The sequence below is a fragment of the Dawidia cretensis genome (assembly GCF_018598175.1).
GTDB lineage: Bacteria > Bacteroidota > Bacteroidia > Cytophagales > Cyclobacteriaceae > Ohtaekwangia > Ohtaekwangia cretensis.
In genome coordinates this window covers 115121-140146 of sequence record NZ_JAHESE010000002.1, presented here as the reverse complement: position 1 = coordinate 140146, position 25026 = coordinate 115121, and the positions used below count along the sequence as shown (strand labels likewise).

Annotated in this window: 17 protein-coding genes and 1 pseudogene; 9 read left to right on the top strand and 9 right to left on the bottom strand. The window is 48.2% G+C overall.

The window, feature by feature from the left end:
• Positions 1 to 119 precede the first annotated feature (119 nt).
• The 3 genes from KK062_RS04130 to KK062_RS04120 are packed head-to-tail and all read left to right on the top strand — an operon-like array spanning position 120 to position 2061.
• Positions 120 to 608, top strand: a complete 489-nt coding sequence (locus KK062_RS04130; protein ID WP_254082985.1) for an RNA polymerase sigma factor — start codon at positions 120 to 122, stop codon at positions 606 to 608.
• A gap of 3 nt (positions 609 to 611) precedes the next feature.
• Entirely contained in the window at positions 612 to 1214 is a 603-nt protein-coding gene (locus tag KK062_RS04125) for a hypothetical protein (protein WP_254082984.1), read from the top strand.
• 28 nt (positions 1215 to 1242) lie between these two features.
• Positions 1243 to 2061 carry a CPBP family intramembrane glutamic endopeptidase gene (locus tag KK062_RS04120; RefSeq protein ID WP_254082983.1) on the top strand — a complete coding sequence of 273 codons (819 nt, stop codon included), beginning with the start codon at positions 1243 to 1245 and terminating at the stop codon, positions 2059 to 2061.
• 172 nt (positions 2062 to 2233) lie between these two features.
• Here KK062_RS04120 and KK062_RS31035 read toward each other — a convergent pair.
• The 3 genes and pseudogenes from KK062_RS31035 to KK062_RS04110 form a co-directional block, all read right to left on the bottom strand.
• Positions 2234 to 2515 (bottom strand): annotated as a pseudogene (locus KK062_RS31035) (Na+/H+ antiporter NhaA); the annotation flags it as partial.
• 104 nt (positions 2516 to 2619) lie between these two features.
• Positions 2620 to 3636 (bottom strand): DPP IV N-terminal domain-containing protein, encoded by a 1017-nt coding sequence (locus KK062_RS04115; RefSeq protein WP_254082982.1) that lies wholly within the window; start codon positions 3634 to 3636, stop codon positions 2620 to 2622.
• Between the two features lie 9 nt (positions 3637 to 3645).
• Positions 3646 to 4935, bottom strand: a complete 1290-nt coding sequence (locus KK062_RS04110) for an OmpA family protein (RefSeq protein WP_254082981.1) — start codon at positions 4933 to 4935, stop codon at positions 3646 to 3648.
• A 680-nt stretch (positions 4936 to 5615) separates the two neighbouring features.
• Here KK062_RS04110 and KK062_RS04105 point away from each other — a divergent pair.
• Together KK062_RS04105 and KK062_RS04100 are read left to right on the top strand one after the other, a co-directional pair.
• Positions 5616 to 7232 (top strand): sensor histidine kinase, encoded by a 1617-nt coding sequence (locus KK062_RS04105; RefSeq protein WP_254082980.1) that lies wholly within the window; start codon positions 5616 to 5618, stop codon positions 7230 to 7232.
• A 36-nt stretch (positions 7233 to 7268) separates the two neighbouring features.
• Complete coding sequence (locus KK062_RS04100; protein ID WP_254082979.1) at positions 7269 to 8048, top strand: LytR/AlgR family response regulator transcription factor; 780 nt, start codon at positions 7269 to 7271, stop codon at positions 8046 to 8048.
• A 265-nt stretch (positions 8049 to 8313) separates the two neighbouring features.
• Here KK062_RS04100 and KK062_RS04095 read toward each other — a convergent pair whose 3' ends face one another.
• Positions 8314 to 9525: a serine hydrolase domain-containing protein gene (locus KK062_RS04095; RefSeq protein WP_254082978.1), complete on the bottom strand. Its 1212-nt coding sequence runs from the start codon at positions 9523 to 9525 to the stop codon at positions 8314 to 8316.
• A 372-nt stretch (positions 9526 to 9897) separates the two neighbouring features.
• The gene (locus tag KK062_RS04090; protein ID WP_254082977.1) at positions 9898 to 11832 is read right to left on the bottom strand and encodes a glycoside hydrolase family 97 protein; all 1935 of its coding nucleotides are present in this window, start codon (positions 11830 to 11832) and stop codon (positions 9898 to 9900) included.
• Positions 11833 to 12071: 239 nt separating this feature from the next.
• Between KK062_RS04090 and KK062_RS04085 the strand changes: the two genes are divergently transcribed.
• Complete coding sequence (locus KK062_RS04085; protein WP_254082976.1) at positions 12072 to 12467, top strand: response regulator; 396 nt, start codon at positions 12072 to 12074, stop codon at positions 12465 to 12467.
• 174 nt (positions 12468 to 12641) lie between these two features.
• Here the strand turns inward: KK062_RS04085 and KK062_RS04080 are convergent, their stop codons facing one another.
• Positions 12642 to 14558, bottom strand: coding sequence for an adenylate/guanylate cyclase domain-containing protein (locus KK062_RS04080; protein ID WP_254082975.1), 1917 nt, complete (start codon positions 14556 to 14558; stop codon positions 12642 to 12644).
• 233 nt (positions 14559 to 14791) lie between these two features.
• Complete coding sequence (locus KK062_RS04075; protein WP_254082974.1) at positions 14792 to 18031, bottom strand: TM0106 family RecB-like putative nuclease; 3240 nt, start codon at positions 18029 to 18031, stop codon at positions 14792 to 14794.
• Positions 18032 to 18233: 202 nt separating this feature from the next.
• Here KK062_RS04075 and KK062_RS04070 point away from each other — a divergent pair, with 202 nt between their 5' ends.
• Positions 18234 to 20015: a PQQ-dependent sugar dehydrogenase gene (locus tag KK062_RS04070; RefSeq protein ID WP_254082973.1), complete on the top strand. Its 1782-nt coding sequence runs from the start codon at positions 18234 to 18236 to the stop codon at positions 20013 to 20015.
• A 79-nt stretch (positions 20016 to 20094) separates the two neighbouring features.
• On the opposite strand, the gene KK062_RS04065 is transcribed toward KK062_RS04070, so the two are convergent.
• Both KK062_RS04065 and KK062_RS04060 read right to left on the bottom strand, forming a co-directional pair.
• On the bottom strand, positions 20095 to 20484 hold the full coding sequence (locus KK062_RS04065; RefSeq protein WP_254082972.1) for a hypothetical protein: 390 nt from the start codon (positions 20482 to 20484) through the stop codon (positions 20095 to 20097).
• Between the two features lie 433 nt (positions 20485 to 20917).
• Positions 20918 to 22090, bottom strand: coding sequence for a vWA domain-containing protein (locus tag KK062_RS04060; protein WP_254082971.1), 1173 nt, complete (start codon positions 22088 to 22090; stop codon positions 20918 to 20920).
• Between KK062_RS04060 and KK062_RS04055 the strand changes: the two genes are divergently transcribed.
• Together KK062_RS04055 and KK062_RS04050 are read left to right on the top strand one after the other, a co-directional pair.
• Positions 22089 to 24281, top strand: coding sequence for a tetratricopeptide repeat-containing sensor histidine kinase (locus tag KK062_RS04055; protein ID WP_254082970.1), 2193 nt, complete (start codon positions 22089 to 22091; stop codon positions 24279 to 24281). The two genes, KK062_RS04060 and KK062_RS04055, sit on opposite strands and share 2 nt — an antisense overlap.
• Positions 24278 to 25012, top strand: coding sequence for a LytR/AlgR family response regulator transcription factor (locus KK062_RS04050; RefSeq protein WP_254082969.1), 735 nt, complete (start codon positions 24278 to 24280; stop codon positions 25010 to 25012). The genes KK062_RS04055 and KK062_RS04050 overlap by 4 nt, the downstream gene beginning before the upstream one ends.
• Positions 25013 to 25026: the final 14 nt, after the last annotated feature.

Below are 25026 nucleotides of genomic sequence, written 5' to 3'. Positions count from 1 at the left end.
CCGGCCGTTCTGCCCTACAGACCGACAGCTTTTAATTAAGCATGCATTGCCTATCGAGTCCCAGATCAAACTGTGACTTTTTTGAAGATTTGACGACAAATAGTAAAACCGCAAAATAGTTGAACCGGGACGAAGATTTTACAAAAATCATAAAGGAGAATCAGTCCATGATTTTCAGGGTATCAATCTTATACACGAAGAGCGAGGATGACCGAAAGGACTTGTTTCAGGAAATCGTGATACAATTATGGAAGTCCATTGACGCATTCAGAAGTGATTCAAAAATATCAACGTGGATCTACCGCATTGCGTTAAATACAGCCATTACACAGTTTCGAAAAAACAAAAAACAAATACCGCAGATACCGATCGATGACGTCGTTTTGAATTATGCCGAGCACACTGATCTCTATTGGGAAGAAAGAGTGAAAGTGTTGTATAAAGAAATTCAGAGCCTCAATGATCTTGACAAGGGCATCATTTTTCTTTATCTCGAAGATAAGCCATATGAGGAGATAGCACGTGTTACCGGCCTTACCCTAACGAATGTTGCTACAAGACTATCGCGCATTAAGCAAAAGCTAAAATCCCAAATTACACCAATCTAAGATATGGATATTGACGAAACGAAAGAACTGTGGCGCCAAATCAGTGACCGCGTTGAAAAGCAGGAAAAATTAACCAATGAGGTTATTCTACGGATGGCCCAAACGAGATCAAAAAATAGACTAAGCAAAGTATTCATGCTTGAAATAGGCGGCAACACATGGCTGTTCGCCTTCATTTGCTATATCCTATTTAAGCTTGAAACTCTGGATACAACTCCACTGCTGTTTAGCGGTATCTTAAGTATGATAATTTCTCTCATTGCAATAGTGATGTCGGCCAATTTTATTATAAAAGCCAGCACAATAGATATTGTCCGAAAAAGCTACAAACAAACAATTCTTGACTTTGCGGCATGCCAGAAGGCATACCATATAAACAAGAAGTTCTATCTACCATTAGGATTCGCCCTATTGGCATCTGTTTGCCCGGTCGTATTTAAACTAACCAATAATACAGATGTTTTCACAGCGGTTCCACTAGCGACGATTTTACTTTACATTGGCGCCGGAGGTTTTTTTTATACCATTCTGACATTAGTGCATGTAAAATATTACAATAAACAAATCAATCAAATTGATGAACTTCTTCGCGAAGTAATAAAATAATATACACTATTTAAACAGCGATAAAACGATGAAAACGCAACAATCAGTTATCTATCCGAATATAATGCAAAGTTTTTCGATTGCTGGCATCATAATCCTGGCGCTGTTGATATTTGCGCCTTTGACAACCTTGCCAATTACCATCATTAGCAGAGAAGCTTCTAATCTTTTGTATTATTTGTGCGCAATGGGCGTTTCATTTTTAGTAGTACAAAAAATCAGAAAAATAAAAGTCAAAACCGCTACTTACACGTTCAAATTCGACAATTCCCACGTTATTTACTTGGTTATTGCAATTTCAATTTCCCTTCTCTTCGGGATTATATCGCCGGTATCAATGTTGATACCCATGCCGGAAAGTGTTCGAGCGTCACTGATCGAAATGGTCAACCAAACGAGTCTATTTACTTTTGTTTTGATGGTGATTGCCGCGCCGGTATTAGAAGAATTGATCTTTAGAGGAGTTATTTTAGATGGCCTACTGAAACAAGCATATTCTCCATCCAAAGCGATAATAATTTCCAGCTTCCTGTTCGGAATTGTTCATTTAAATCCATGGCAATTTGTGGCCGCCTTTTTAGTAGGCCTGTTCGCGGGATGGGTATTCTATAAAACGAGGAATATGGTGTACCCTATAGTGATTCACTCAACAACTAACTTGTGTGGCTATCTCATTCGAACATTCGCTGACCACAAATCAATAATAAATTACTCCTTACTGGATATGTATGGTGGGCTCATAAACCTCGCAATAATTACGGTTGGATCAGTTGGGGTGATCGTACTATGCATTTACTGTTTAAATAGAATTTTTATGGCCAAATATGTAGATGTATTGAAAAATTAATTTGTATCGAATACTGGAGCAGCGATCATTTACTGACTGCCATCGAACCGCTTACAAGTGCTCCGGTGGGCTTACGAAAGTTTTTAAAAGAAACACCCAAAAAACATCGGACACCGGGGAAGCTAACAAGATACCGTATTGGACTGCGAAATTAGCTCTGGAGTCGAAAACGCTAGCGCTGTATTGAACAAAGACATTGTAACCCAATACCCGCCAGTAACGCAACCCCAAAAATATAAACTTCCCGTCCCCCAACCGGAAGCGTGGCTATCCCAAGCCGAATCACCATCCTGGTGAAGCCAAAAAAGCCAACGCACTTACCCGGTACAAGTCCTGACAAAACGCCTGTATTGACCGGCGTCTTGACGGCATCGAAGATGCCTGCATCTAGGTGAAGACGAGCATTTGGCAGTGCAAATAGTGGCATGATGGTGAATGCTAGCCAGACGTGAAGAGCGTTCTCTGTTTTTTAAAGCGGCGTATCACCATCGAGGCCGAGCTGCTTACTCCAAGGCATCTTATTTAGCAGCAAGCTGACTTCCGCTTACACATCATGCGCTAATTTCCCGCAGGGCCCCAGATGGGTTGGAAATCGTCTGCCGGATTTGCGGTGAGATTTACCAGGCCCGAACCATCCCGGTTGACCGAAAATATATCCGACTGGTAGGCTGCTCCGATTTTGGTATTACGGGTGAAGATGATTTTTTTGCTATCAGACGACCATTGGGGAGATTCGTCAAAATGCGCTTCCGTCTGAAAAGTAAGCTGCATAAGACCGGTTCCATCAACGTTCATCTTATATATGCTGTAGTCGCCCAAAAATAATATTTCGCTGCCGTCTGGCGACCACCGCGGGTTTAAGTGTACACCCACATGGCTTGTGAGGCGAATTACAGCTGTACCATTGGCATTCATGCTATAAATATTGTATTCACCACCGCGGTTGCTGACAAAGAGAATTTTACTTCCATCCGGCGACCAGCCGGCGTGCATATCCTCAAAGCTATCATTGGTTAGGTTTAAAGTTTGGTTCCCGTCAGCCAGGTAAACATCGGTGTTAGAAATATCGACACTACCAATACATACTACCCTGGACCCGTCGGGTGACCATACCGCGTCAATAAATCCCCGGCCGCTAATGTCAGTCATCTGCATCACGTCGCTTCCATCCTTCTTCATGGTATGGAGCTGCGCCTTACCCCCTTGCCGGAAACTATAAAAGGCGGTCCTTGATCCGTCGGGCGACCACCGGGGTTGCTTGTCTGTTCCGGTGATAGTTAACTGTAAAACATCGGACCCATCTGCCTTTGCTGTATAGATGTTATTTTCTTTAACGTATGCAAGCGCTCTGCCGTCGGGTGATATCGAGCCGTTGGATCCTTCGGTCAGATCGTCGGGATCAGAACCGTTCAGGTTCATGCTATACAGCATGACGGAGCCGTCCCTATCGCTTGCAAAAACAATTTTATTCCTAAGCTCAGGCACAGGCACAGGAGGCGCATCATTATCGTCTTTACAGGAGACGGTAAAAAGACAAATAATAAAAAGAATACCCGAATAATAAGAAGTTAACATAGTAATTGTTTATTTCTGAATAGTAAGTCTCACAAATTCTACGCGTCTGTTCGCGGCGCGTCCTTCGGCTGTATCATTGGGCTTCAGGGATATGGCCGCACCTTTTCCTTCCGTTTGTATTCGATCCGTGTCGATGTCATATTTGCTCACCAGATACGCTTTTACAGCGGCAGCACGTTTTGCGGACAGCTGTTGATTATACGAATCTTTGCCAATGTTATCCGTGTGCCCAATAATGTTGATACGCCAATCGTCACTTCGCTTCAGCGCTTCGCCGAACTCGTCGATGATCTGATACGAAGACGGGGTTATTTTATCGCTGTTAAAGTCGAATTGAATCGCGTTCGTCGATACGCTACCCTTGTCCATAAATTCTTTCAAAATACCGCTTCGCGCATCTGTACCGGCTGCCGCGATGCGTACGTCAGCAATATAAAACGGCTGGGGTTTGCTTGTGACCGCCGCAGACTTCAGGAAAAAATTGTTACGAAGTGTAAAAGGCTCAAAGGCGCGGGGCAGATCAAAAACCTTATCCCGGTTTAGATAAAGCCGGATACGCGTTTTGTTCACGCTGATACTGACACGCATTACCTTACCAGCCAAACTTTTGAAAGCGTAGGATTGATTGTTCTCGCCGCCGGAGTAAAACCGGTCTGTGCTGCCAATAAGATCCTGTGTGTGCTGAATGCGAAAGTAAAACAGTTTTTTATATTGAATGTTTTCTTTCACGGGGTTTTTACTATCCGTGAATCCGAACGTAATCGGCGGGCGGTTATCACCCGGATAGATAAGATTAAACTCCACCGTGAAATTTTCCGGCAACGCCGGAAGTTTTTCGGGAAGAGTGAGCGTATTGTGGGGTATGGATAACCATTTGCCGGGCATTCCACTTAGGATAAGGACTTCACCCGAGCCAGAGGTGTTCCACGAAGCCGGGAAATCACCAACTGCGTCTTTTTCAAAATTATCTGCAAAAATTAGTTCGCTGCCCGGCACGAAATCAAAATCGCCCGCGGCATGCAGTTTGATGTCCTCATTATTCTCCTGCTGTGTACCTTCGGCAGATTCTTTCTTTTCTACTGCCTTCTTCCCATCGGGTTTAGGGGTTAAGACGTCGTCGATGGGCTTGTCCGTTCTCTGGTCGGCCTTGTTTAATACTTTATCAATATTCCGGTCTACTTTCTGATCAATCTTACGGTTTACCTTATTGGAAAAACGTTTATCAAAATCTTTTAAAGCCTGTGCCAGAGAGACAGACCATATACCGCATAACAGGAGTACTATGATAAGATGACGCATGAAAATAACGTTTAAGTGAAACATCGTTGAATGTAATCGTGGCATCCTGACAATAAGCCAACGCCAGCGATAGGAAGGCAAATTATCAATTTTCAATTCACCTACTTTTCAAACTGTGCCGTTCAGTCACTTCACTGTGCGGACTACCTACCTGACTTAGCACATGCCTTTTCCAGGGACATCATAATATGTAACTTGTGGCGATGCCGAAAATCGTTAAACCTGCCCTTTGGTGGATAGTCTGTCTGATTTGGCTATTCTCAGGGCCTTATCAAAGCTTCGCCTCGGCGCCCGACACTCTTTCCTCCGACCGTGCGACGCATATCCTGGCCGACAGTATCCCTGCGCTTCAGCAGTGTATCTGTAAGCATCCCGCGGAGCTATGGGAACATCCGGCTTCTTCTCACCCGATTTTTACCAATCTTTCTTCCAGGGAACGGGTGTGGCTCAGATTTCCCCTGAAGAATACACGACCCTACCCGGACACATTGTTCATAGAAGCTACCGCCGACCTTCATACAGGCTTTTATGTGTTCACCCGGGACGGAACTTTACTATTTGCAGATACCATCGGTATCTGGCCAGAACCTAGCCAACCATTTTTCAGCGACGATCCTACCGTCGGTATTCTGCCACTACCGGCAAACAGTGACGTACTAGTGTATATTCAAAATGAGCCGATGGTACCCTCATCACCCCGTCTGCAAATCCGGTTGTATGATAAAGCTTCTATCTATCAATACTTCTATCAATATCAGTTCCGGCGAGGCATCCAGACGTTGATCAATACGCTTTCACTTGGTTTTTTGGCATTCATGTTTTTGTTCTTTCTCTTTTACGCCATCGCCGTTAAACAAACCTTATACACGTTATACTCACTTTATTTGCTGATGGCGCTGGCGTTCTGCCTCACAATGTGGAACGAGCTTCCCTATCATGCTCAGGCTTTTATGTATTCGATTTTCGGATTGCGATATCTTCTCAATGAAACCGCCGTAGCGTGGATGTTTGCCGTGTATATCCTTTTCGCCGACAAGTTGCTGAATATGTCATCCCAAAGTCGTTGGTTCGGATATTTCCTACAAACAGAAGTAGTCCTCCTGTTTGTATATGGCGTTATACACCTGGTTGTGAAGGCGGCCGGTGCGCACGGCGCATTCTTTATAATGCAAAGCTATTTCTACTTTCGGGTGATCTTCATGCCCTTCTATATCTTTATCATTCTTTTCATCCTATTCCGTATCCGTAGTCCTTTAAAAATCTTTTTTCTCATCGCTAATATCTTTTTACTGGCCGGTGTAGTTTCCTCCATCATAATCGATTACCAGGATGGCGTTTGGCATGTGCGTGGAAGTGATGTCCACCCTGGCGCGCTGCTTCAGGCAGGCATCATCGGAGAAACGATATTATTTTCGCTGGCACTGGGATATAATAATATCCTCATTCACCGGCAACGTGATGAGCACCGCAAACAGTATATCGAACAACTACAGGAAAATAACCGGCTCATCGAAAATGAGCGGCAAGTGCTCGCACAGCGGGTGGCCACTGCGCGCCAGGAGATCCTAGCGCAGCAACAACAAATAGAAGCCCGCAAGGTGAAGCAGCTGCAAGCTGAATTTGACGGGCGTATTCAGGAACTTACCCTACAATCGCTGGAGGCACAAATGAATCCCCACTTCCTGTTCAACGGATTAAGTGCGGTACGCGATCTGGTATTAAAAAACAAGAACGATGAAGCGATGCAATATATCAATACATTTGCCTTGCTGCTGCGAACAAGCCTGATCAATAACCGGAAACCGAGTATTACCTTGCAGGAAGAGCTTGAAGCAACCACTCACTATCTTCAGATAGAAAAGTTGCGTTTTGGCGATGATTTTAGGTATGCGATCAAAATCGAGGGGCAGCTCGATCTCACAGACATTGAAGTTCCTCCCAAGTTGCTGCAGCCGGTTGCCGAAAACGCGGTGAAGCATGGTTTGCGTCATAGTTTAAAAAATGAAAAACGTATAACCATCATTATATCCACCGACGCGAAACGTATTTTAGTACGGGTTGAAGATAATGGCATTGGGCTACGGGCCTCGCAGATCATCAACGCCCGCAACGCGCTGGAAGGAACACACCTTGGCCTAAAGCTCATGAAAGAACGCCTGGACGTTTTTAATCAGCAGCACGGTACGCATATCACTATGGACATTAAAGAAATACTCACTGCGGAGCAGCTGGTCGAAGGCACCTGTGTATCCATATACATCCTAGAGGAACATGACGTAAAGAAGGACATATCGTAACGGAATGTCGACAAGCGGTGAAACAAATATAAAACAATGAGCATAAACGCTATTATTGTTGATGACGAGCAGCATGCCATCGACAGCTTCATAAAAATTGCCGGTATGGCGCACCCTGACCTGCAAGTAATAGCTGCCTATACAAGACCCGAAGCGATGCTCAAACATTTGCACGAAGGATCGCTGCCGGATCTCTTATTCCTCGATGTGGAAATGTCGCCTTATTCGGGTTTCCGTTTACTTGAGATCCTCCAGGAGCGATCTGTCACGCCGTTGCCGTTTGATGTGATCTTTCTTACTGCCTATGATCAATATGCCATAAAGGCGTTCCGTTATAATGCGTTGGACTATCTCTTAAAACCCCTGCTGGAAGATGAGCTGCGCAATACTGTAAACCGGTGGATGCAGAAAAAACACAAACAGCTCCATCCCGTACAATGGGGACAGTTAAGCCACTACCTCAACCGGGCGGAAACAGTGCCCGATCGCATGGCAATTCCAACGCTGGAGGGTTATGAGATCGTTTTATTTGAAGAGATTGTCCGCTGTGCCGCCGACCGGAACTATACGCATATTGTCATGCAAAACCGGCAGTCACACACCGTATGTAGGACGCTGAAAGAAGTGGAGAGTGTCCTGATTGATCACGATTTTCTACGCGTCCATCATTCCCACGTCATACACCCACGTTTTGTTACAAAAATACTAAAGGCCGATGGCGGCACTGTAGAAATGACGGATGGAACACAGATACGCATCACGCGTAACAAGGAAGAATACCTGGAGAAAATCTTTTTTTCAATTAAGAAGCTGTAATCGGTTGCATTGGTACCCATACCAAGCCAAACTGCCAGGCGTCTGTATTCTCGGATAAATAAGCCACGGAACACCTGTTTTCTTGGCCAAAGCGGGCCATTCAGATGAAGTTCTTGAAACAAGTGCCACGGAGAAACGCGTCAATGAATTGTTCCCCGACGCTCTACCGAATCCGCTGCAAAAAACGACATGACTGAAAGGATTCCCGGATCGACATCAGCCCGATCATTTTCCCAAACACTAAGACGACCGCACTTGTGGCCTGCTACATATTTGAATCATAGGGAATATACCCTTCCCAAAACGACGGTGTATACGTGTTGCCGGTAAGTTCTTCGATAAGTGACTTGAAGATAGATTCCGCATTTTCACTATTCGACATCAGAATGAGTGCAGTCCCTCTTTCCGGGAAGCCAACGGCATAGTGTTGCCATCCGTCAAGGTGCCCCTCCTTAAAGAAGGCTTTGCCAAAAGGCGTCTCATAAACGCCAAAGCCCATACCGTAGCTAAGGTGGATGTCGTCATTTTCGTCGGTATCGATCAAAGCACTCGGCCCAAATTGCTGTCTCGATTTTATTCGGATCTGGGGGGCCACCAGCCGGGCATACCTCGGATCTTTCTGTTCCAATACGTGCGTGAAATAGCGTGTGTAATCTTCCAGGGTGGTTGATAATGACCCGGCGGCATTGGGAACATGACGTTTCGGAATATTCAAATCATTCGCGTTACTGTCGTGTCCCCCGGCATAGTTTCCTTCATAGGCCCGTTGCCATACGTAGCTGCTTCGCCGCATATCGAGCGGATCGAAAATCTTTTCTACCGCGAGCGTCTCAAAACCTTTCCCGGTCAGTTGCTCGATGACCATTTGCAGAAGAAACATGCCTTCGCCCGAATAGCTATACCTCGTCCCGGGGTCAAATTTGATTGTCAGCTTTTCATCGGGCTCGAGCCATCGCCAGTTGGGTAAGCCGCTCGTGTGAGAGAGGCACATTCTTGCCGTAATCTTCTTGTAGCGGTCGTCACCCTTTAGATCCGTATAGTCGATAAAATGATCGCCCAATAATTGTTGAAAGGTATTTGTCGTGTAGTCTGGCAAAGGATGTCTGAGATAGCGATACAGAGGGGTGTCAAGGGTAAGTACTTTCTCTTCGACCAGTTGCAAGACGATGTCTGCAAAGATTGTCTTGCTCAGTGAAGCACCATACATAATGGTGCCCCGTGTGAATCGCTGGTTCTCTTTCTTGTTTCTCCAGCCAAAATATTGCTGGTATACGAGGTGATGGTTGTTCACCACTGAAACGGCAAGACCGTGAACGTGGGCATGTTGCATCAAGGCATTAACCAGTTGCGTGATGGAATCAGGTTGAATCAAAACAGAATCAAGACGCAAAATCGCACGTCGGTTTTCGAATTCCGTTATGGGTTCCAGCGCCACACGGTTATCTACTCGGTAGTAGTTGAAGGCGAGTAAAATCATAAAAAGGACAAGCAGTCCACCCATTACGTATGCAAATCTTATCAGCAACTTTCTTAGCAATTTGATTTTGTTTTAAGTAGCTAATATAAGTATAAAGAAGATTGCAAAAATAATCACCAAATGCACTGGATGGAGACGAAAAGGCACCAACCAATAATAGCATCTGTAACGTCAGATAATGAGCGACAAACGTGGAAAGGTCGTAAATCAAAGATCTAGTAAAATCACCCCGCTCCGAGCCACAATTTTGCATGGAGGATATTTTTTCCGGAACAAATAGAACCACGTAGTACGCGCAGCAGTCACAACACTTGCAATAACACGGCACCGCAATAAAGACGACGGGCAGGACCGGCTATGCCTCGTTTACGATCATTCGAGAACTATGACAAACCCGCCATTTACCGGAAGCGCAAGAGCACGCTTTGTCTCCTTCGAAACTTTAAATTCTTCCTTTGAAAACAGGGCGCCATTTCGCCCCTCGGTGTAAAGTGTGGCCTTGCTTTTTTTGAATGAACCCAGTTCGAGATTTATCTTCTGCCCGGTGGTATCTCCATTAATGCCCGCAATGTACCAGCGATTACCGCTTCTTCTGGCAGCCACGACATACTTTCCGGGATAGCCGTCCATGAACGTTACGTCATCCCAATGGTCAGGCAGGGTTCGCAGGAAATTCTTTACATCATCCGGTACTTTTGCCATACCCTCCGGCGACTCCGCATAGTGTTGAATTCCAGACAAAAATAAAACCGACAATGCGAGCTCGAATGCTGCCGAAGTTTTTCTTGTACATTGACTATGGGTGAGCTTATACAAGTTCATGGGCGTGAAGTCCATGGGATCATAGACATTGCGTGTGAACGGTAGCATGGCGCAATGATTCGCTTGCAAGTCGGCGTGATGCTGGCTGAACGTGACCATCTCCATGCCCAATACTGCTTCTGCCGAGACCAAATTAGGATAGGTGCGATGCCAGCCTCTTGGAAGCGTAGCGCCGTGAAAATTCACCATTAAATGATACGCCGCCGCATCTTTTAAAATATCCAAATAATACTTCATCACACTTTGCCCATCGCCACCGAAGAAGTCCACTTTTATACCTTTGATACCCATACCATGAATCCGCGAAAACTCCTTTACCCGGTCCTCATGAGACAGGAGAAGGTTTTTGGGATGATACTCCACTGTATTCCAGTCTCCGGCAGAGTTATACCACAGTATAAGCCCAACATTCTTTCTTGCGGCGTAATCGCTTAAAACTTTTATGCTATCATATCCGATCTTTGTATCCCAGTCGACGTCGATCAGGCAATACTGCCAATACATCTCCGCGGCATAATCGATATATTTTCTTTGTTCCTGAAAAGTAATATTTTCATCCTTGCTGTTGATCCAGCTCCAGCTGGCTTTCCCTGGTTTTACAAACGATATATCTTTTAGCACGTTTGCCGGTGCGAGGTCTGTACCGAGAGTAGATTCCATGATAGTTTTAAGACTACCCACCGCAATAATTCTCCAGGGCGTATACCAGGGCTGATCGTTCACCGGCAGATAACCGCCGCCCGTATACACCTCTTTGGGATCGGGCATGCCGATGCGATAGATAGTGCTCAGGGAGTCGTTCAGCAACCTGCTACCGCAGTAGTGTTCATCTACACCGGCTTCGGTTATCAATGCCCAGATGGTGTTTGTTTTGAAAAGCGCCGGGAAGACCCATCCGGAATGAAAAGAAGGCATGGTGCCTGCCGGTATATCTTGTTTGTAATGCTCCTCGTAACTCGGATAGGTGTGATTCCATCCCTCCTTGGCCTTGCTCATGGGCTGCAGCCATGCCCTGGCCGCTGTGCTGAAGTGAAAGGATGTGGCTTCGCGCTCGATGACCTGTTCCTGATTGACCCAGGGGAAATAATATCTGAAGGCAAGACCGTCGTCCGACAGCCGGAAGATAATATCCATCTGTTTCCCCTCCGTATTGGCAAATGAAGCTGTCAACTGCTTCGCCTCATAGTGAATGTTGCTTTTTTTTGCATTTGCCATTCGATAGTCGTCCATTACGAGCATGGGCTCCGATGCGGAGAGCAATTTCATCCCTTGCGAGAAATTATGCCCTTTCATCACAATCCCCAGCGTGGATGGTTCAAGCACCCTTACCCCCGATTTCATCAGGTTATACTGTATTTCGCCCGACTCCGAAAGCGATAATTTCAACTGCAGCAACTTGTCAGGGCTTTCCAGCCGGACAGCTTGCTGTGCCTGAGCCAACACGGAAAAGCACAAAGACAACAACAGTAGTATTCTTCTATACATCAATGCTAAGGTTTAATGTTCTATTATTTTGAAGTGGTAATCCTGAACACTACAGCAATATCGTTAGAAATCACCAATGTGCGCAGCCATGATGAAACGCCTGACCCTGGGCTTGGTCGATAATCTTTTCATTGCCTGATGGCTTTTTATCTCTTTTCCTTGAAATTCACACGCAAACTGACGCCGGCCGGCTACTATTTCTTCCTTCTATTTGCTATGTTTAGAGCGAAAATGCTGGTATGTTAATATTATACGCAGAAGACGACGTAGACGACTATGGCTTCTTCGAAGAAACACTTGCACGGGTGTATCCCGTTGCCACGTGCATGAATGCTCGAAATGGGCGTGAGGTATTAGATATTCTGGATGCGTCTGCGATCCTCCCAGATCTCATTTTTCTGGACATCAACATGCCAACGATGGATGGGAAGTCGTGTTTAAAATCAATTAAGACTGATCCTCGGCTTAAATCAATTCCGGTTATTATCTACACAACTTCTTCAAACGAAAGGGATAGAGAGCAATGCCTGCAGCTGGGAGCGGAAAACTACCTGATTAAACCGTATGGTCTTGCGGCGGCAGAGCCGTTGATTCGGGCCGTATTACAGCCGTTCATTGAGCAAGGTAAGAGGTAAAGATCTGCGACGCCAAAGGCGAAATCAATTACCTTGTCCTCGTAAAGCAGTACCCATTCAGGCCGCGCTGAAAAGATGTTAAGACCCGAAGCCCGCAAACGCTAAATGCCTTCATTGTGGCCTAACACTGCCCGCGAACCGACCGAAGTTCTCCTTTAGGTGCCTGGGCAGGCTTCACCCACGTACCCTCTTCATCAATGCTTCATACCGTGGATCGACTCTCAATTCCTTGAAAGCGGGGTACTCCAGGTATAACGCTGGTGTCGAGGTTCTTTTCTTTAAACTTTCCTCGATATAGTAAAAGGTCTTATCAAAGTCACCCAGGCCGTACCAAATTCCTGCAAGATCGTTATCTAACACTACGCCGGGTTCTTCCCGTTGACGTTGTTCTATTTTGCGAATGCATTCCAATGCTTTTTCACGTTCCCCCAATTTCCCGTATGCGTAACCTACACCCATCAATCCTTTTAATGGGTGGTTTGTGAGACGATGTGTTTCTAAAAACAGCGGTAGCGCTTTTGCCCATTCGCCTTTCAGGCCGGTGCTCCATGCTTTTAATTCGATACTGATGCGCATGGCAGGGTCCATGGTCAGGAGTTTATCGGCCTGATGAATCGCATCATCATATCGTTCATTCATAACGTAGATATTTCCCAGGTGGTGCGTAATAAACGGTGAGAGTGGATCAAGCTTGGTGGCTTCTTCCATCACTACGATGGCTTTCTCTTTCTTGCCTACAATAACATAGTAGTAAGCCAGCGATTGATACGCGTTTGTAGCCGTAGGATTAAGGTGTATGGCTTTTTGCAAGGCATCGTGTGCTTTTTCCCATCTCCATTCATAATACAAATACGCTGCAGCCTTCGCAATGTAACCCTCGGCAATAGTAGCGTCCAGGTGCAAGGCCATATCTGCATGTTTATGAACAAGCTCAAATGCCTTTTGGGGCAACATCTGTCCCGTAGAACCCAAGTGGGTATAGGCACGGGCAATCATCGCGTGTGCTTGCGCATAAGAAGGCTCAAGCGTTATGGCATTTTCAAAATATACAATGGCCTGGCGGGTATCCGCCGGAGTTAGTTTATTGAAAGCATGAAGACCTTTAAGATAGAGGGTATACGCTTCAATATTTTTAATGCCGGTCCTGGACGGGCTTTCAGCGTGATCCGGTGATAAATTCTCCCTGAGCCTGTTGGCAATGATGCTGCTGATCTCATCCTGTATTTCAAAAACATCTGTGAGATTGCGATCATAGTTCTCACTCCAAATATGATAGCCATCGGCAGCATTAATTAACTGCGCCGTTATACGCAGGCGATTTCCCGATTTCCGAACACTTCCTTCCAGTATTTTGTCAACATTCAATTGAACGCCGATATCCCGCACGTCGATGCTTTTTCCTTTGAAAGCGAAAACAGAAGTCCGTGAGGTCACCTGGATATTGTCTATTTTCGTAAGCGTGTTCAGTATTTCTTCTGTAATTCCATCGCTGAAATATTCATTGTCGGGGTCAGCGCTCATATTGACAAAAGGAAGAACGGCAACACGGTTTACGGGCGTCTTGATTTTTCCTTTTAATGCTGCCCGCGATGGAACGACAATCCCATCATTCGTAATGGCAAAAACGCAAATCGCTTCTTTTACGTTTTTGAATTCGAAGAACCCCAATTCCAACGTAGTGATATCGTCCTGATTTTTAATTTCCTCATACACCTTGCCGGAAATAAGAACGCTGCCCGGTATAGCGGCCGATTCGATGCGTGACGCTATATTCACGCCATCGCCATAGATGGATTCGTCTTCCACGCTCACATCGCCGATGTGTATGCCGATGCGGACATCAACACGAGGTTCTTCTTGTAATTGCGTTTGTATTTTTATGCCACAGGATACAGCCTGACGGGCGCTGTTGAAAATAACCAGTGAGCCATCGCCATAATTCTGGAGTATTTTTCCTTCGAAGGTTTGAACGGCGCCTGTCAATATGTCTTTAAATCGTTTCCGCTTCAACCGGGCAAGCTGTTCGTTTTCCTGCATGATGGCTGTGTACCCGGTAATGTCTGCAAATAGAATGGCTGCCAGTTGACGCATGACCTAAAAATACATAAAATTGCTCAGTAGATTGCATCTTACAAAAGGAGTAGCCCGATGTCAATTATATACCTATTTTGACAATTCGATAGCTGAAACCTCCCGAGCCATTTCTACATATCTGCACAAGGCATTCGCCCATCGCATCTGATCTATCGTCCGACAATCCGGCTGAAGCAACCCGGGATTGGCTACCAGGATACAAATACACCTTGCGCGACTGGTGGCAACATTCAATCGGTCGGACTAAAAAGAAAACTCATTCCGCGGGGTGCATCTTCAACCGTGGACGACGTCATGGAGTAGATAACCACGGCCCCCTCCTGGCCCTGAAACTTGTCCACTGTACCGATTTCAATTTCGGGTAGCCGTTCGCGAAGCGCGCTTACCTGTGCATTAAAGGGCGCGACGATGAGAATATCTTTTCGCGTGATCTGCTGCTCCGTTCCTTCTTCATTTGTCCAACGCCCGCCTGCCAAAAGCTTACCCACAATCGCAGTTATGGCATCCACCTCTTCTTTTGATTTACTCTGGTTTCCTTTGTGTGGCACGGGGACATAATTTAGCCCCGCTCCGTCAAAGGGGGTACTTCCGGAGATCACCTGCTTCTCCAGTCCGGGCAGGGATTGCAGTTTGTTTTCATAGAATATTTCAGATGTAAACCGGCAGATGTCGGGATGAAGCCGCCGTGTGATATCCAGGAATAACCCCCTCCCCTCGGGTACCGTGAAGTGCCCCTCCAGCAGATACGCAAGCGCTGCAACATCACTCCCTTCGGGATGGGCCCCTTTCTGTGGTTGCTCGAGCTGTTGTGGATCACCAAGTAAAACGAGGTTCCTGGCAGCGCGCGATGCCGCCAGTACGTGAGACAGAGACATCTGCCCAGCCTCATCGACAAATAGATAATCTAATGTCTCTCGTGAAGTTTCTTCTGCCCAAAGCCAGGCTGTGCCACATCCGACACTGCCTTTGTTCAACGCAGCAATCACTTCATCGGCTTTTGTCACTTCCACAATCCCATCTGGGCATGCCGCCCCTTTCCCGCTAACTTTATGAACAAAACTGATACTACGACCAGCTTTTGATACTTCTTTGAGCGTTGCAAGTGAAAGATTCCGGATAACCTTATGGCTGACGGCGGTAATCCCGACCTTCTTACCCGAGCTCACCAATTCAGCAATCGTCCTGGCGCCCGTATAGGTTTTACCCGATCCCGGCGGTCCCTGAATCGCCAGGTAGCTCTTGTCAAGACCAAGCGCGATCCGGATAGCAGCATCCACGGTGTTTTCGCCTGCCCGCACAAATGCTCCTGTTGTTCCATCTAACAGCTTGGGGTCCCGCCTCATCAATATATCCTTTGCCGCATGATCCGGCCATGTATGCGCCAGCCCGTATTCAACAACGTCATTCGCCAGGTTGAGTAATGATACTTCAAGTGACCGCGGCGTGATAATGTCCCGAACATGCACGGAGACCGGGTGGACCTCTACCGTTTTACCGGATTTCTTTATGTCAACGGTATAGTTCTCCAACGAAACAGCTCTAACGGAGCCGACGTCGTCACCCTTCACCTCTACCAGGCTGTCACCCTCCGCAATACTTAGTTCCTGGGGTGGGAAGGAATAGCGATGTGTTACGCTCCGTTCGCTCTTTCCTTTGGGAAGCTCCCCGACAAGTTTCAAACCCGTTATAGCATGCCGTTCATCCAACAGATCCTCATATTCCAACTCATGAACACGAAAGAATTCCCAATATGCGCTTTTCAGCTCCCGTCTGAAATATTCAACCTGGTGTGCCAAAAGCCACTTAGCACGATGCTCGCTGGTCCACGTGGTCCTGTCATCCGGCAACTTTTCCACCAATGCTTTATAAATTGCCTGCGAACGAATATCCAACTGCTGTATTTCCTCACCGGCCTCGCCTGTTTTCAATTCAGGCCGGTCAAATTTTGTTCCGGCCAGCGCACTTTCAGAACGTAAACGCTCCAACCATTGATGTAGTGCTTCGGTAGCAAAGCAGTCATCTTCGTTGTATGCCTCGACCGTTCGGGCAGTTTCATCCGGCAGTGATTTAAAATCATGAAGCTCCAACGCAATCTCGACCGACTTTCTTGCTAGGCTGGCATCGTGCAGCGCCACCTTCCGGGTATACGGTGTGAACTTCTCGAGCTCTTTCAGCGAATAAACTTCGACACTCGCCAGCAATGACTCTTTAAAGACGGCGTGCAAGTCAACAAACCGCTCCGCGCGGAGTAGCCTATCTACCTCCTGCTCGAACCGCGCATGTACCCGTGCCAATCGCTTAACCGCGGAAGGCTCATACGGTGCAAAGTGATAAATATACATCTTTGGATAGCGCTTCCATCTGGCCATTATAAACTTCATGAGTTGCTCAAAGGCAAGCCCCTCTTCCTTCCGATTCGTCGACCATATTCGCCGATATACCAGCTCCCCATTCTCCTTATAAACATATCCAAGAATGTATTCAAGTCCTCCGTCCTCATAAAAAGCATCTCCTTCGATATCAAAGTAAACATCTCCTTCGTCAGGTTCCGGCAACCGATTTAACCCGCGTCCCGACTCTATCGGCTGAATATTATATAGCAGCCTTGCCTGATTTCTGCCGTCTAACTGTATACCGGCCTGACGCTGCTTTTTATCGAGCGCTTCTTTATTACCACGTTCCGGACGTGCAAGCTTGTCTGTCGTTGCGAACTGTTCCAACGTAGCGATCTTCTGTCTTTCGAGCTCGACGATCTGAAGCGATCTTATGCCGGCTACGAGTGAAAGATGATCGTCATCATGGCGCTTTTGGTCGCATGTGCGCCACCAGCTGCAGATCGAACAATGCTCCGAAATGTCGGGGTATGTTGGCAACGCCGGTCGGGTCATCGTGTATTCAAGATTTTTCCGAATCAAATTATAGTGGGCCCGGAACTCAGCAAAACGATAGGATTCGGCGGGAAATTGCACACCTGGTTTTACAATGTGCATCTTCTCGGGGACGTAATCCTGAAGCTGCGATAACAAATCGGAGTACAAACACAATTGCAAAATTGCCGAAGCCCTTGTGTTTTGTGACAATTTAGTATCCTGCACTTCGTACGACCAGTCCCCGAATTTACTTCTCCCCGGCACTTTCAGAAGGACATCCGAATACCCCGACCACTTTCCTGCCTCCAGAAAAGCCTGAACAATCACATCCTTTCCGTCCTTCATCGCCTGGAGCGTAGCCTCCAACGGTTGTCCCTTCAAGTATATCCACGAAAGACCTTTCGTTTTTAAATATTCAACGTATGCCGCTTCATGTTCCTCACCGCGTTTTATGAGCACTTCAAGAGAAGGGTCATGCCAGGAAGGCCTCGGTATTTCCCTGGCGGCCACCCGTCGGTTCAGTTGGGTCAAATGCTCGCAACTCAGGTGATTGGACAAATCTGTTGCAACCAGATGGATATCGTCAGAAATATATCGCATAAGCGTGTTATTTGTCATCCGAATACTCATGCAGAAGAAATTCCCGTTGATCTCCTCCTGCTACCGGCCCTGGCAACTGTACTTCCCCGGATGTTTAGAAAATATTATATTACTATTTATTAACCGAAGGAACAACCGGACCAACAAGAATTTGTGCGTGTAGAGGTCGCGGTCAACACATGGAATATTTTTACTGGAAGATATGAAGGAACCACGACTGTCCCCAAGAACCCGAGAGAAGCTGATCTTTCGGGGTTTAGCTGGCTTGCCATTAGGCTTATTGATATTACTGTGCAGCCAGTGTTCACCCGGCGATACAAAAGCCTCGCTTCCCAAGGGTGACCCTGACAATGGAAAGCTTGCGTTGGCTGATGGCTTTGAGGCTTTGGTGGTGGTAGACAGCGTGGGGCGGGCGAGACACCTGGCCGTGAACGACAACGGCGATATCTATGTGAAGCTCCGCAACGTGCCCCCCGCGGGTGGGACGGTAGCCCTGCGTGATACGACAGGCGACGGCAAAGCCGATATTGTGAAATATTTCGGTACGTACAAAGACCCGAGCTCATACGGCACGGGTATGCGTATATACAATGGCTATATCTATTATGCGTCCACCGGCGTGGTATACCGGAGCAAGCTCATTCCCGGTCAGCTCCTGCCCGATACCACGGCGGAGCCCATGGTAATCGATGATGCTTACCGGGCCAATCCCCGTGGAACGGAGCACATTACAAAGCCGATCACCTTTGACGACAAGGGGCACATCTATGTTCCCTTTGGCGCTCCCGGCGACGTGTGCCAGGCGGAGAACAGAAGGCCCGGCGCTCCCGGTATGCTTCCTTGCCCGCAGCTCGACATTCACGGCGGTGTCTGGCAATTCGATGCCAACAAGCCCGGACAGATCCAGGGTGATGGAAAAAAATACGCTACCGGCATGCGAAGCCTGGTGGCGATGGCCTGGAATTTCGAAGATGGCAATCTGTTCGCCGTGCAGCACGGACGCGATGATTTTTCCAGGACATGGCCGGGTCTCTACTCTCCCTGGCAGAGCGCGCTGCTTCCCTCGGAAGAGTTCTTCAGGATCACCGAAGGTACCAACGGCGGCTGGCCTTATTATTATTTCGACGACATGCAGGACAAGAAAGTACTGAACCCGGAATACGGCGGCGACGGCAAGAAGGCCGACGGCGCCGACACGGTAGCCCTGCCGCTCATCGGCTTTCCCGGACACTTCTCACCCAATGACCTGCTTTTCTACCGTGGCGATCAATTTCCTGCACGCTACAAGAATGGCGCCTTCATCGCCTTTCACGGCTCCACTATACGGGCACCCTATCCGCAAGGCGGATATTTCGTAGCGTTTGTGCCTATGAAAGGCGGGAAACCCTCCGGCCCGTGGGAAGTGTTTGCCGATGGATTTGCGCAACGGGATACGATCGTCAATACTTCCGATGCCAAGGCGCGGCCCATGGGACTTTCCGAAGGACCCGACGGCTCGCTCTATGTGACTGAAAGCGTAAAGGGCAAGATCTGGAGGATCATGTTTAAAGGCGACAAGGCAGCGTTTGGCGAGCAGCAGCTTGCCGGAATGGCAAACCGGAAACAAACAGCTACCAACATTAAGCAACCCGATGAGAAGAAAGACAACCTGTTCAAGGATACGCCGGGCTCTATCGCCTACACCCAATACTGTGCTTCCTGTCACCTTCCCGGCGGCCAGGGCGACGGCAACCGGTATCCGCCGCTGTTCGGTTCGAAATGGGTAAGCGGCCCGAACAAGACGCTAATCGAAGTTGTGCTGAAAGGACTTACAGGACCGATAGAGGTACGGGGCAAGACGTATGATGGTGTGATGCCTGCACATGCTTTCCTTTCCGATGAGCAGGTGGCCGATATTCTCAGCTACGTGCGTACCCGGATGACCCATGGAGGCTCTGCCATCAAGGCCGAAGAGGTGCGCGCGGTGCGGGCGGGGTTGAAATAGGTTCACATGACCGAATGTTGACGACGAGCTTCTCACTATCAGAGCGTCTTTCCTTCTCCGCTCGTGTAGTCGATAACCTCTACCCCCAGCTGCGCGGCCAGGCTTTTACTTGTTTCACAAGCAGGCGTTTGCTCTCCCGTGTAACAAGGTGTATTTTTTTGGTTTCCGAAAAACGCAAATACGCGTCGTACACGTCTTTCCTTAGGGATGTTGTGTAAACCCGCGCATACATATTTTGAACGGTCCGGCTCTTTTTAATGAACAGGTAATCGATTTTCTCGAACGAGGCTGCCTTACCATGCTTAATTCCCATTATCCAAACATAGTCGTGGTAGACCCGTTGATCGAGGTCGATCATTAGTCGGTAGTGTGTGGTAAAAATCAGTGCACTAACGATCAACAAGGCGAGACCGATCAGAAAATGAAAAAAAATCACTATCCCAGCCGAAAGCGCCAGCGCGATGCCCATGATATTTATTGTCCACGCGAAAAAGGGAGATGTCTTAACGTCGATTTTCATTTGAGCCGATTATATACTAACCATCTGAATCCGATGTTCCGAAGCCGGGTAACCGATGTCTGAATTTTGCAAAGATCTCTTCTGCCACCGCAATCTGAGCTGCCCTACATTTGTCTCTCCGGGAATTACCGGCACAGAGTACTTCGTCAGCTATAAGTCAGTCTTCATACCGCCATGTCTGACGATTGGATATTGTCTTTTCTGGCGGTGGGTTACGCTCGGACGTTATACGCCATAACCACGACCTGAATAAAATTATGAGAACATACGCCGTTAAGAACCCCGGAAACCAAAGCCGATCGGGGGAGACGAAGGCAAGCGATGAACAAGTATAAATCAAAAAAGGGTGCCATTTCGAGACACCCTCTTCATCCAAATACACTTACTGCCAACGTAATTTCTTTGCAGTCGCTTGTTTTTTGATTGCCTGGATCATGGAGGCGTCGAGCATGCCCGCCTCGCCGTTTTGTTTTGCTTGCGTGGTGATATACTCCTGACGCTTTTTGCTCAATTCCTGGATCTCCGTTTGAATCTGCTGACGCTCGGTGGATTTCTCTTTGATGTAGCTCTTGCGTTGCTCCACGCTCATGCTCTTCATCTCGTCGGGGAGCTCTTCGGTCTTCGCTTTCTCGATCGCTTTCGAATCGTCTTTGGTTGCATCCACCAGATCCCAGGTCGAGTTTTTGTAGACGTGCGTACTTTTCGAGATTGCCCGCTCCGCCTTATTGGACTGTCCGTAGCTTTCGGCGTTATTGTCTTGTGCGATCTGTGCCGCCTTCTTCGTCTTGCCCGAAGAACCATAATAAATATAGGTATCGTTCAACTGATCGTTCAGCGCATCGATCTTTTCGTCATACGGCGAAGGAATGTATACCGTTTTCTGGTTTTGCTCAATGCTTATATACGTACCGCCGGTGATCGTCGCGCCACTTTGCCAGCTGGTATTCGTGCCTTCGTCGAAGCTGCCGCAAAAGATCGTGTTGATCACTACGCCTTTCTCTTTGGCCAGCGTACAGGACTGCCGGAAAGATACTGGCCCCTGCGTGAAGGGTTCATTGCCTGCGATGAAGATGAGCTTCAGGTCGGCCGCCGACTTCGACCACACCAGCTGGTGCAACGAGGTCTGGATCACCTTGCCGCAATATTCTTCGCCACCATTGGTCGTCAGCGCAAAGAGCTTTTCAGAGATCAGGTCCAGGTCGTCCGTTAAGCCGCTTACCTGGCGCACATAGCCCTCCTGGGGAGAAAGATTGTCATTGCCATATTCATAGAGCGCAATCTTGATACTCGGCTTTGCTCCATCGGCGCACTTCGCGGCGGCCAGCTCGTTTACCACTTTCCAAAGTTGCGATTTGGCCTGCTCGATCAAGCCGTCCATGCTGTTGCTGGTGTCGAGCAAAAGTGCCAGCATAATCTCCTGGTCTTTTTCGGCGGCGGGTGTGTCTCCGCGCCGGTTTTCAGAGTGTACCGGCTGGCAATGTACTGTCACCAGCAACAAAAGGAGTACGGTGGCCAGACGCGGCAGAAATTGGATGGAAGTGTATATCGTCTTCATGATCTTGGATGTTTTTGGTAAATTTTACGCTAAAAGCGTGACGGGGATACCTACACTTCGTGATCGTGCCGTGCCGCTGGGTGAAACGTCCCACTGGCTGAGTGAACCCCGGCTCACGGACAGGCGGGCCCGGAAACGGGTAAGAATTAAAGTGCTAACTTTCCTGCGATTGACAACCATGATCCGGCATACCCTCACATTGAGCCTCATTGCATTCTTCTGCATCAGTAGTGCCGTCGCGCAGGACAGCAAGAAGGCGCCATCGCAAAAGGCGGCTGAAAAGGATGAGAAAGTACTTGAGGACCGGGGGTCGTATAAAACCTTTAAGAAATTATCCCGCCGCACCAACCCCGCGGATTTGCTGGAAGAAGCGGCTTCGTTGAAAGACAGCAACCCAGGCGAGGCGCTGACCAAGGTGCGCGAGGCGCTGGGCTTGAGCCTGGCCTCGGGCGACGTGCTCAACGAAGCCCGTAGTCATATGTTGATCGGCGAGATCAACGAAGGCATCCAGGAATGGAAGCTCTCCCGCGAAAACTACCTGCAAGCCCATCAGATATTAAATGCCCATAAAAATCCCAAAGACGTCCCCACCACTACTATGGATTATCAGCGTACGCTGCGTGGTCTGGGCAACACCAGCCTCAAGCTTGGCGACTTCAACGTGGCGCTCCAATATTTTCAGCAGGCGCTCGACCTCAGACTCGACCGGAACCAGCGCATAGACCGTACCCTCGATCTCTCTGAGACCTATTATCAGATGAGCAACTATACCGAAGCGCTCAGGGTATTGGACAATCTTCCCCCGCAGGGTGGTAAGGCAATCAGCAGCAATACCCTGGATATGCGCGTTCAAAATCAAAAGGCCAAGATATACGCGCGGTTGAACGACATTCCACAAACCAAGAACCTCTACGACAATTCTCTCGCCCAGCTGCGCGTCAACAAGAACGACGCCGAAGGCGTGAAGTCGCTGCAGGAGACCAAGGAAGAGATAGCCGATGTGCTTCGCGGGCAGAACCTCTACGACGACGAGATCGAGCTGCGTAACAAGTCCATCGAATTCAACCTGGAGAGCAGGAACCTTGACGAGGTTACCAACGATAAAGTGGAGATCAGCAAAACCCTCGTAGCGAAGGGAGAAGACGCAGCAGCCCTCCGGGAGATCGAAGAAGCCGCCCGCATCGCCGATACGCTCGCAAACCCCAAGGCACAGGCCAAGGCTTACCTCACCCTGGCCGACATCTATGAAAAGAACGGCAGGACCACCCAGGCCCTCGGTGCCTACCGCAAGTACAGCGACGCCGTGACCCGGTCGCAACGCATTCAGGAAGAACGACAGATTACTAACTCTTCGCTCCTCGGCCAGCAACGCGACATCGAAGAGCTCAGCAAAAACGTATCTGTCGGTAAACGTGAAGAAACGATTGAACAGGCTACCGTATCGCGCCAGAAACTCGTCATTTATGGCCTGCTGGTCATCCTGCTCATCACGACTATCACGTCATACTATATCTACAAGAACGCACAGGCCAGCAAAGTGGCCAACCAGCTCCTGGCCCTCAAGTCGCTGCGCAGCCAGATGAACCCCCATTTCATCTTCAACGCCCTCAACTCCGTGAATCATTTCATCGCTGAACAGGACGAGCGAACCGCTAATAAATTTCTCTCTGAGTTCTCCCAGCTCATGCGCCTCGTGCTGGAGAACTCGCAGGAGGACTTCATCCCGCTCTTCAAAGAACAGGAGATCCTGGCGCTCTACCTCAAACTGGAACACTACCGCTTCCGCGATAAGTTCGACTATCGCATCGATATCGACGAGAGCATCAACGCCGAAGCGATTGAAGTTCCCCCCATGCTCATCCAACCCTATATCGAAAACGCCGTGTGGCACGGATTGCGTTACAAAGAAGAGAGGGGCATGCTCACCCTGCGTTTCTATCAGCAAGACACAACGCTGATGGTCGAGATCAGCGACAACGGCATTGGACGCAAGCGCTCGGCAGCGTTGAAGACTTCCAATCAGAAGAAACACAACTCCACCGGGCTGAAGAACATTCAGGAGCGCCTCGATATTATCAACAAAGTATATAAAGCCGACTATCGGGTTACCATCGAGGACCTGCAGCCCGGCCCAGGCACGCTTGTGCACCTAGCGCTGCCTCTTCATAAAACAGATAGGATACTGCCATGAAAGCCGTGATCGTAGATGATGAAAAAGACAGCCGCCTAATTCTGGCCAGCTATCTCAAAAAATATTGCTCCGACGTGACTGTATGCGGTTTCGGCGAATCCGTCGCCACGGGCCTCGATGCTATCCGCCAGCATACCCCCGACATCGTCTTCCTTGACATCGAGATGCCCTATGGCAACGGCTTCGACCTGCTCGACAAGGCCGGCGACATCTCCTTCGAAACTGTCTTCGTCACCGCCTTCGACAATTATGCCATCCAGGCCCTCAATCAAAGCGCCGCCTACTATCTGCTCAAGCCTATCGATATCGATGAGCTCATCAAAGCCGTAGAAAAGATCAAAGCCGAGCACGCCGATAACCAGGTTCGCCACGCTAAAGTGCTCGTGGACAACATCCGCGCCACCGGTCCCCAAAAGATTATGTTGCCCACTATGGAAGGGTTCGAGATCGTCCCTGTACCAAACATTCTCTACTGCGAAGCCGTCGATAACTTTACGCGCTTCCATTTCGAGCACACTGCCCCGCTCCTGATCTGTCGCACTTTGAAATATTTCGAAGAAGTCCTTACTCCGCACCGCTTCCTCCGCATCCACCGCTCGTACATGATCAATCCAGATTATGTGATCCGATATTCCAAAGGAAAAGGTGGATACGTCACGATGAAGAACAATCAGGAGTTGGAGGTGTCTTCGACCAGGAAAAAGGAGTTTCTCGACCTTTTCGAGAAATGATTACATATGTATAT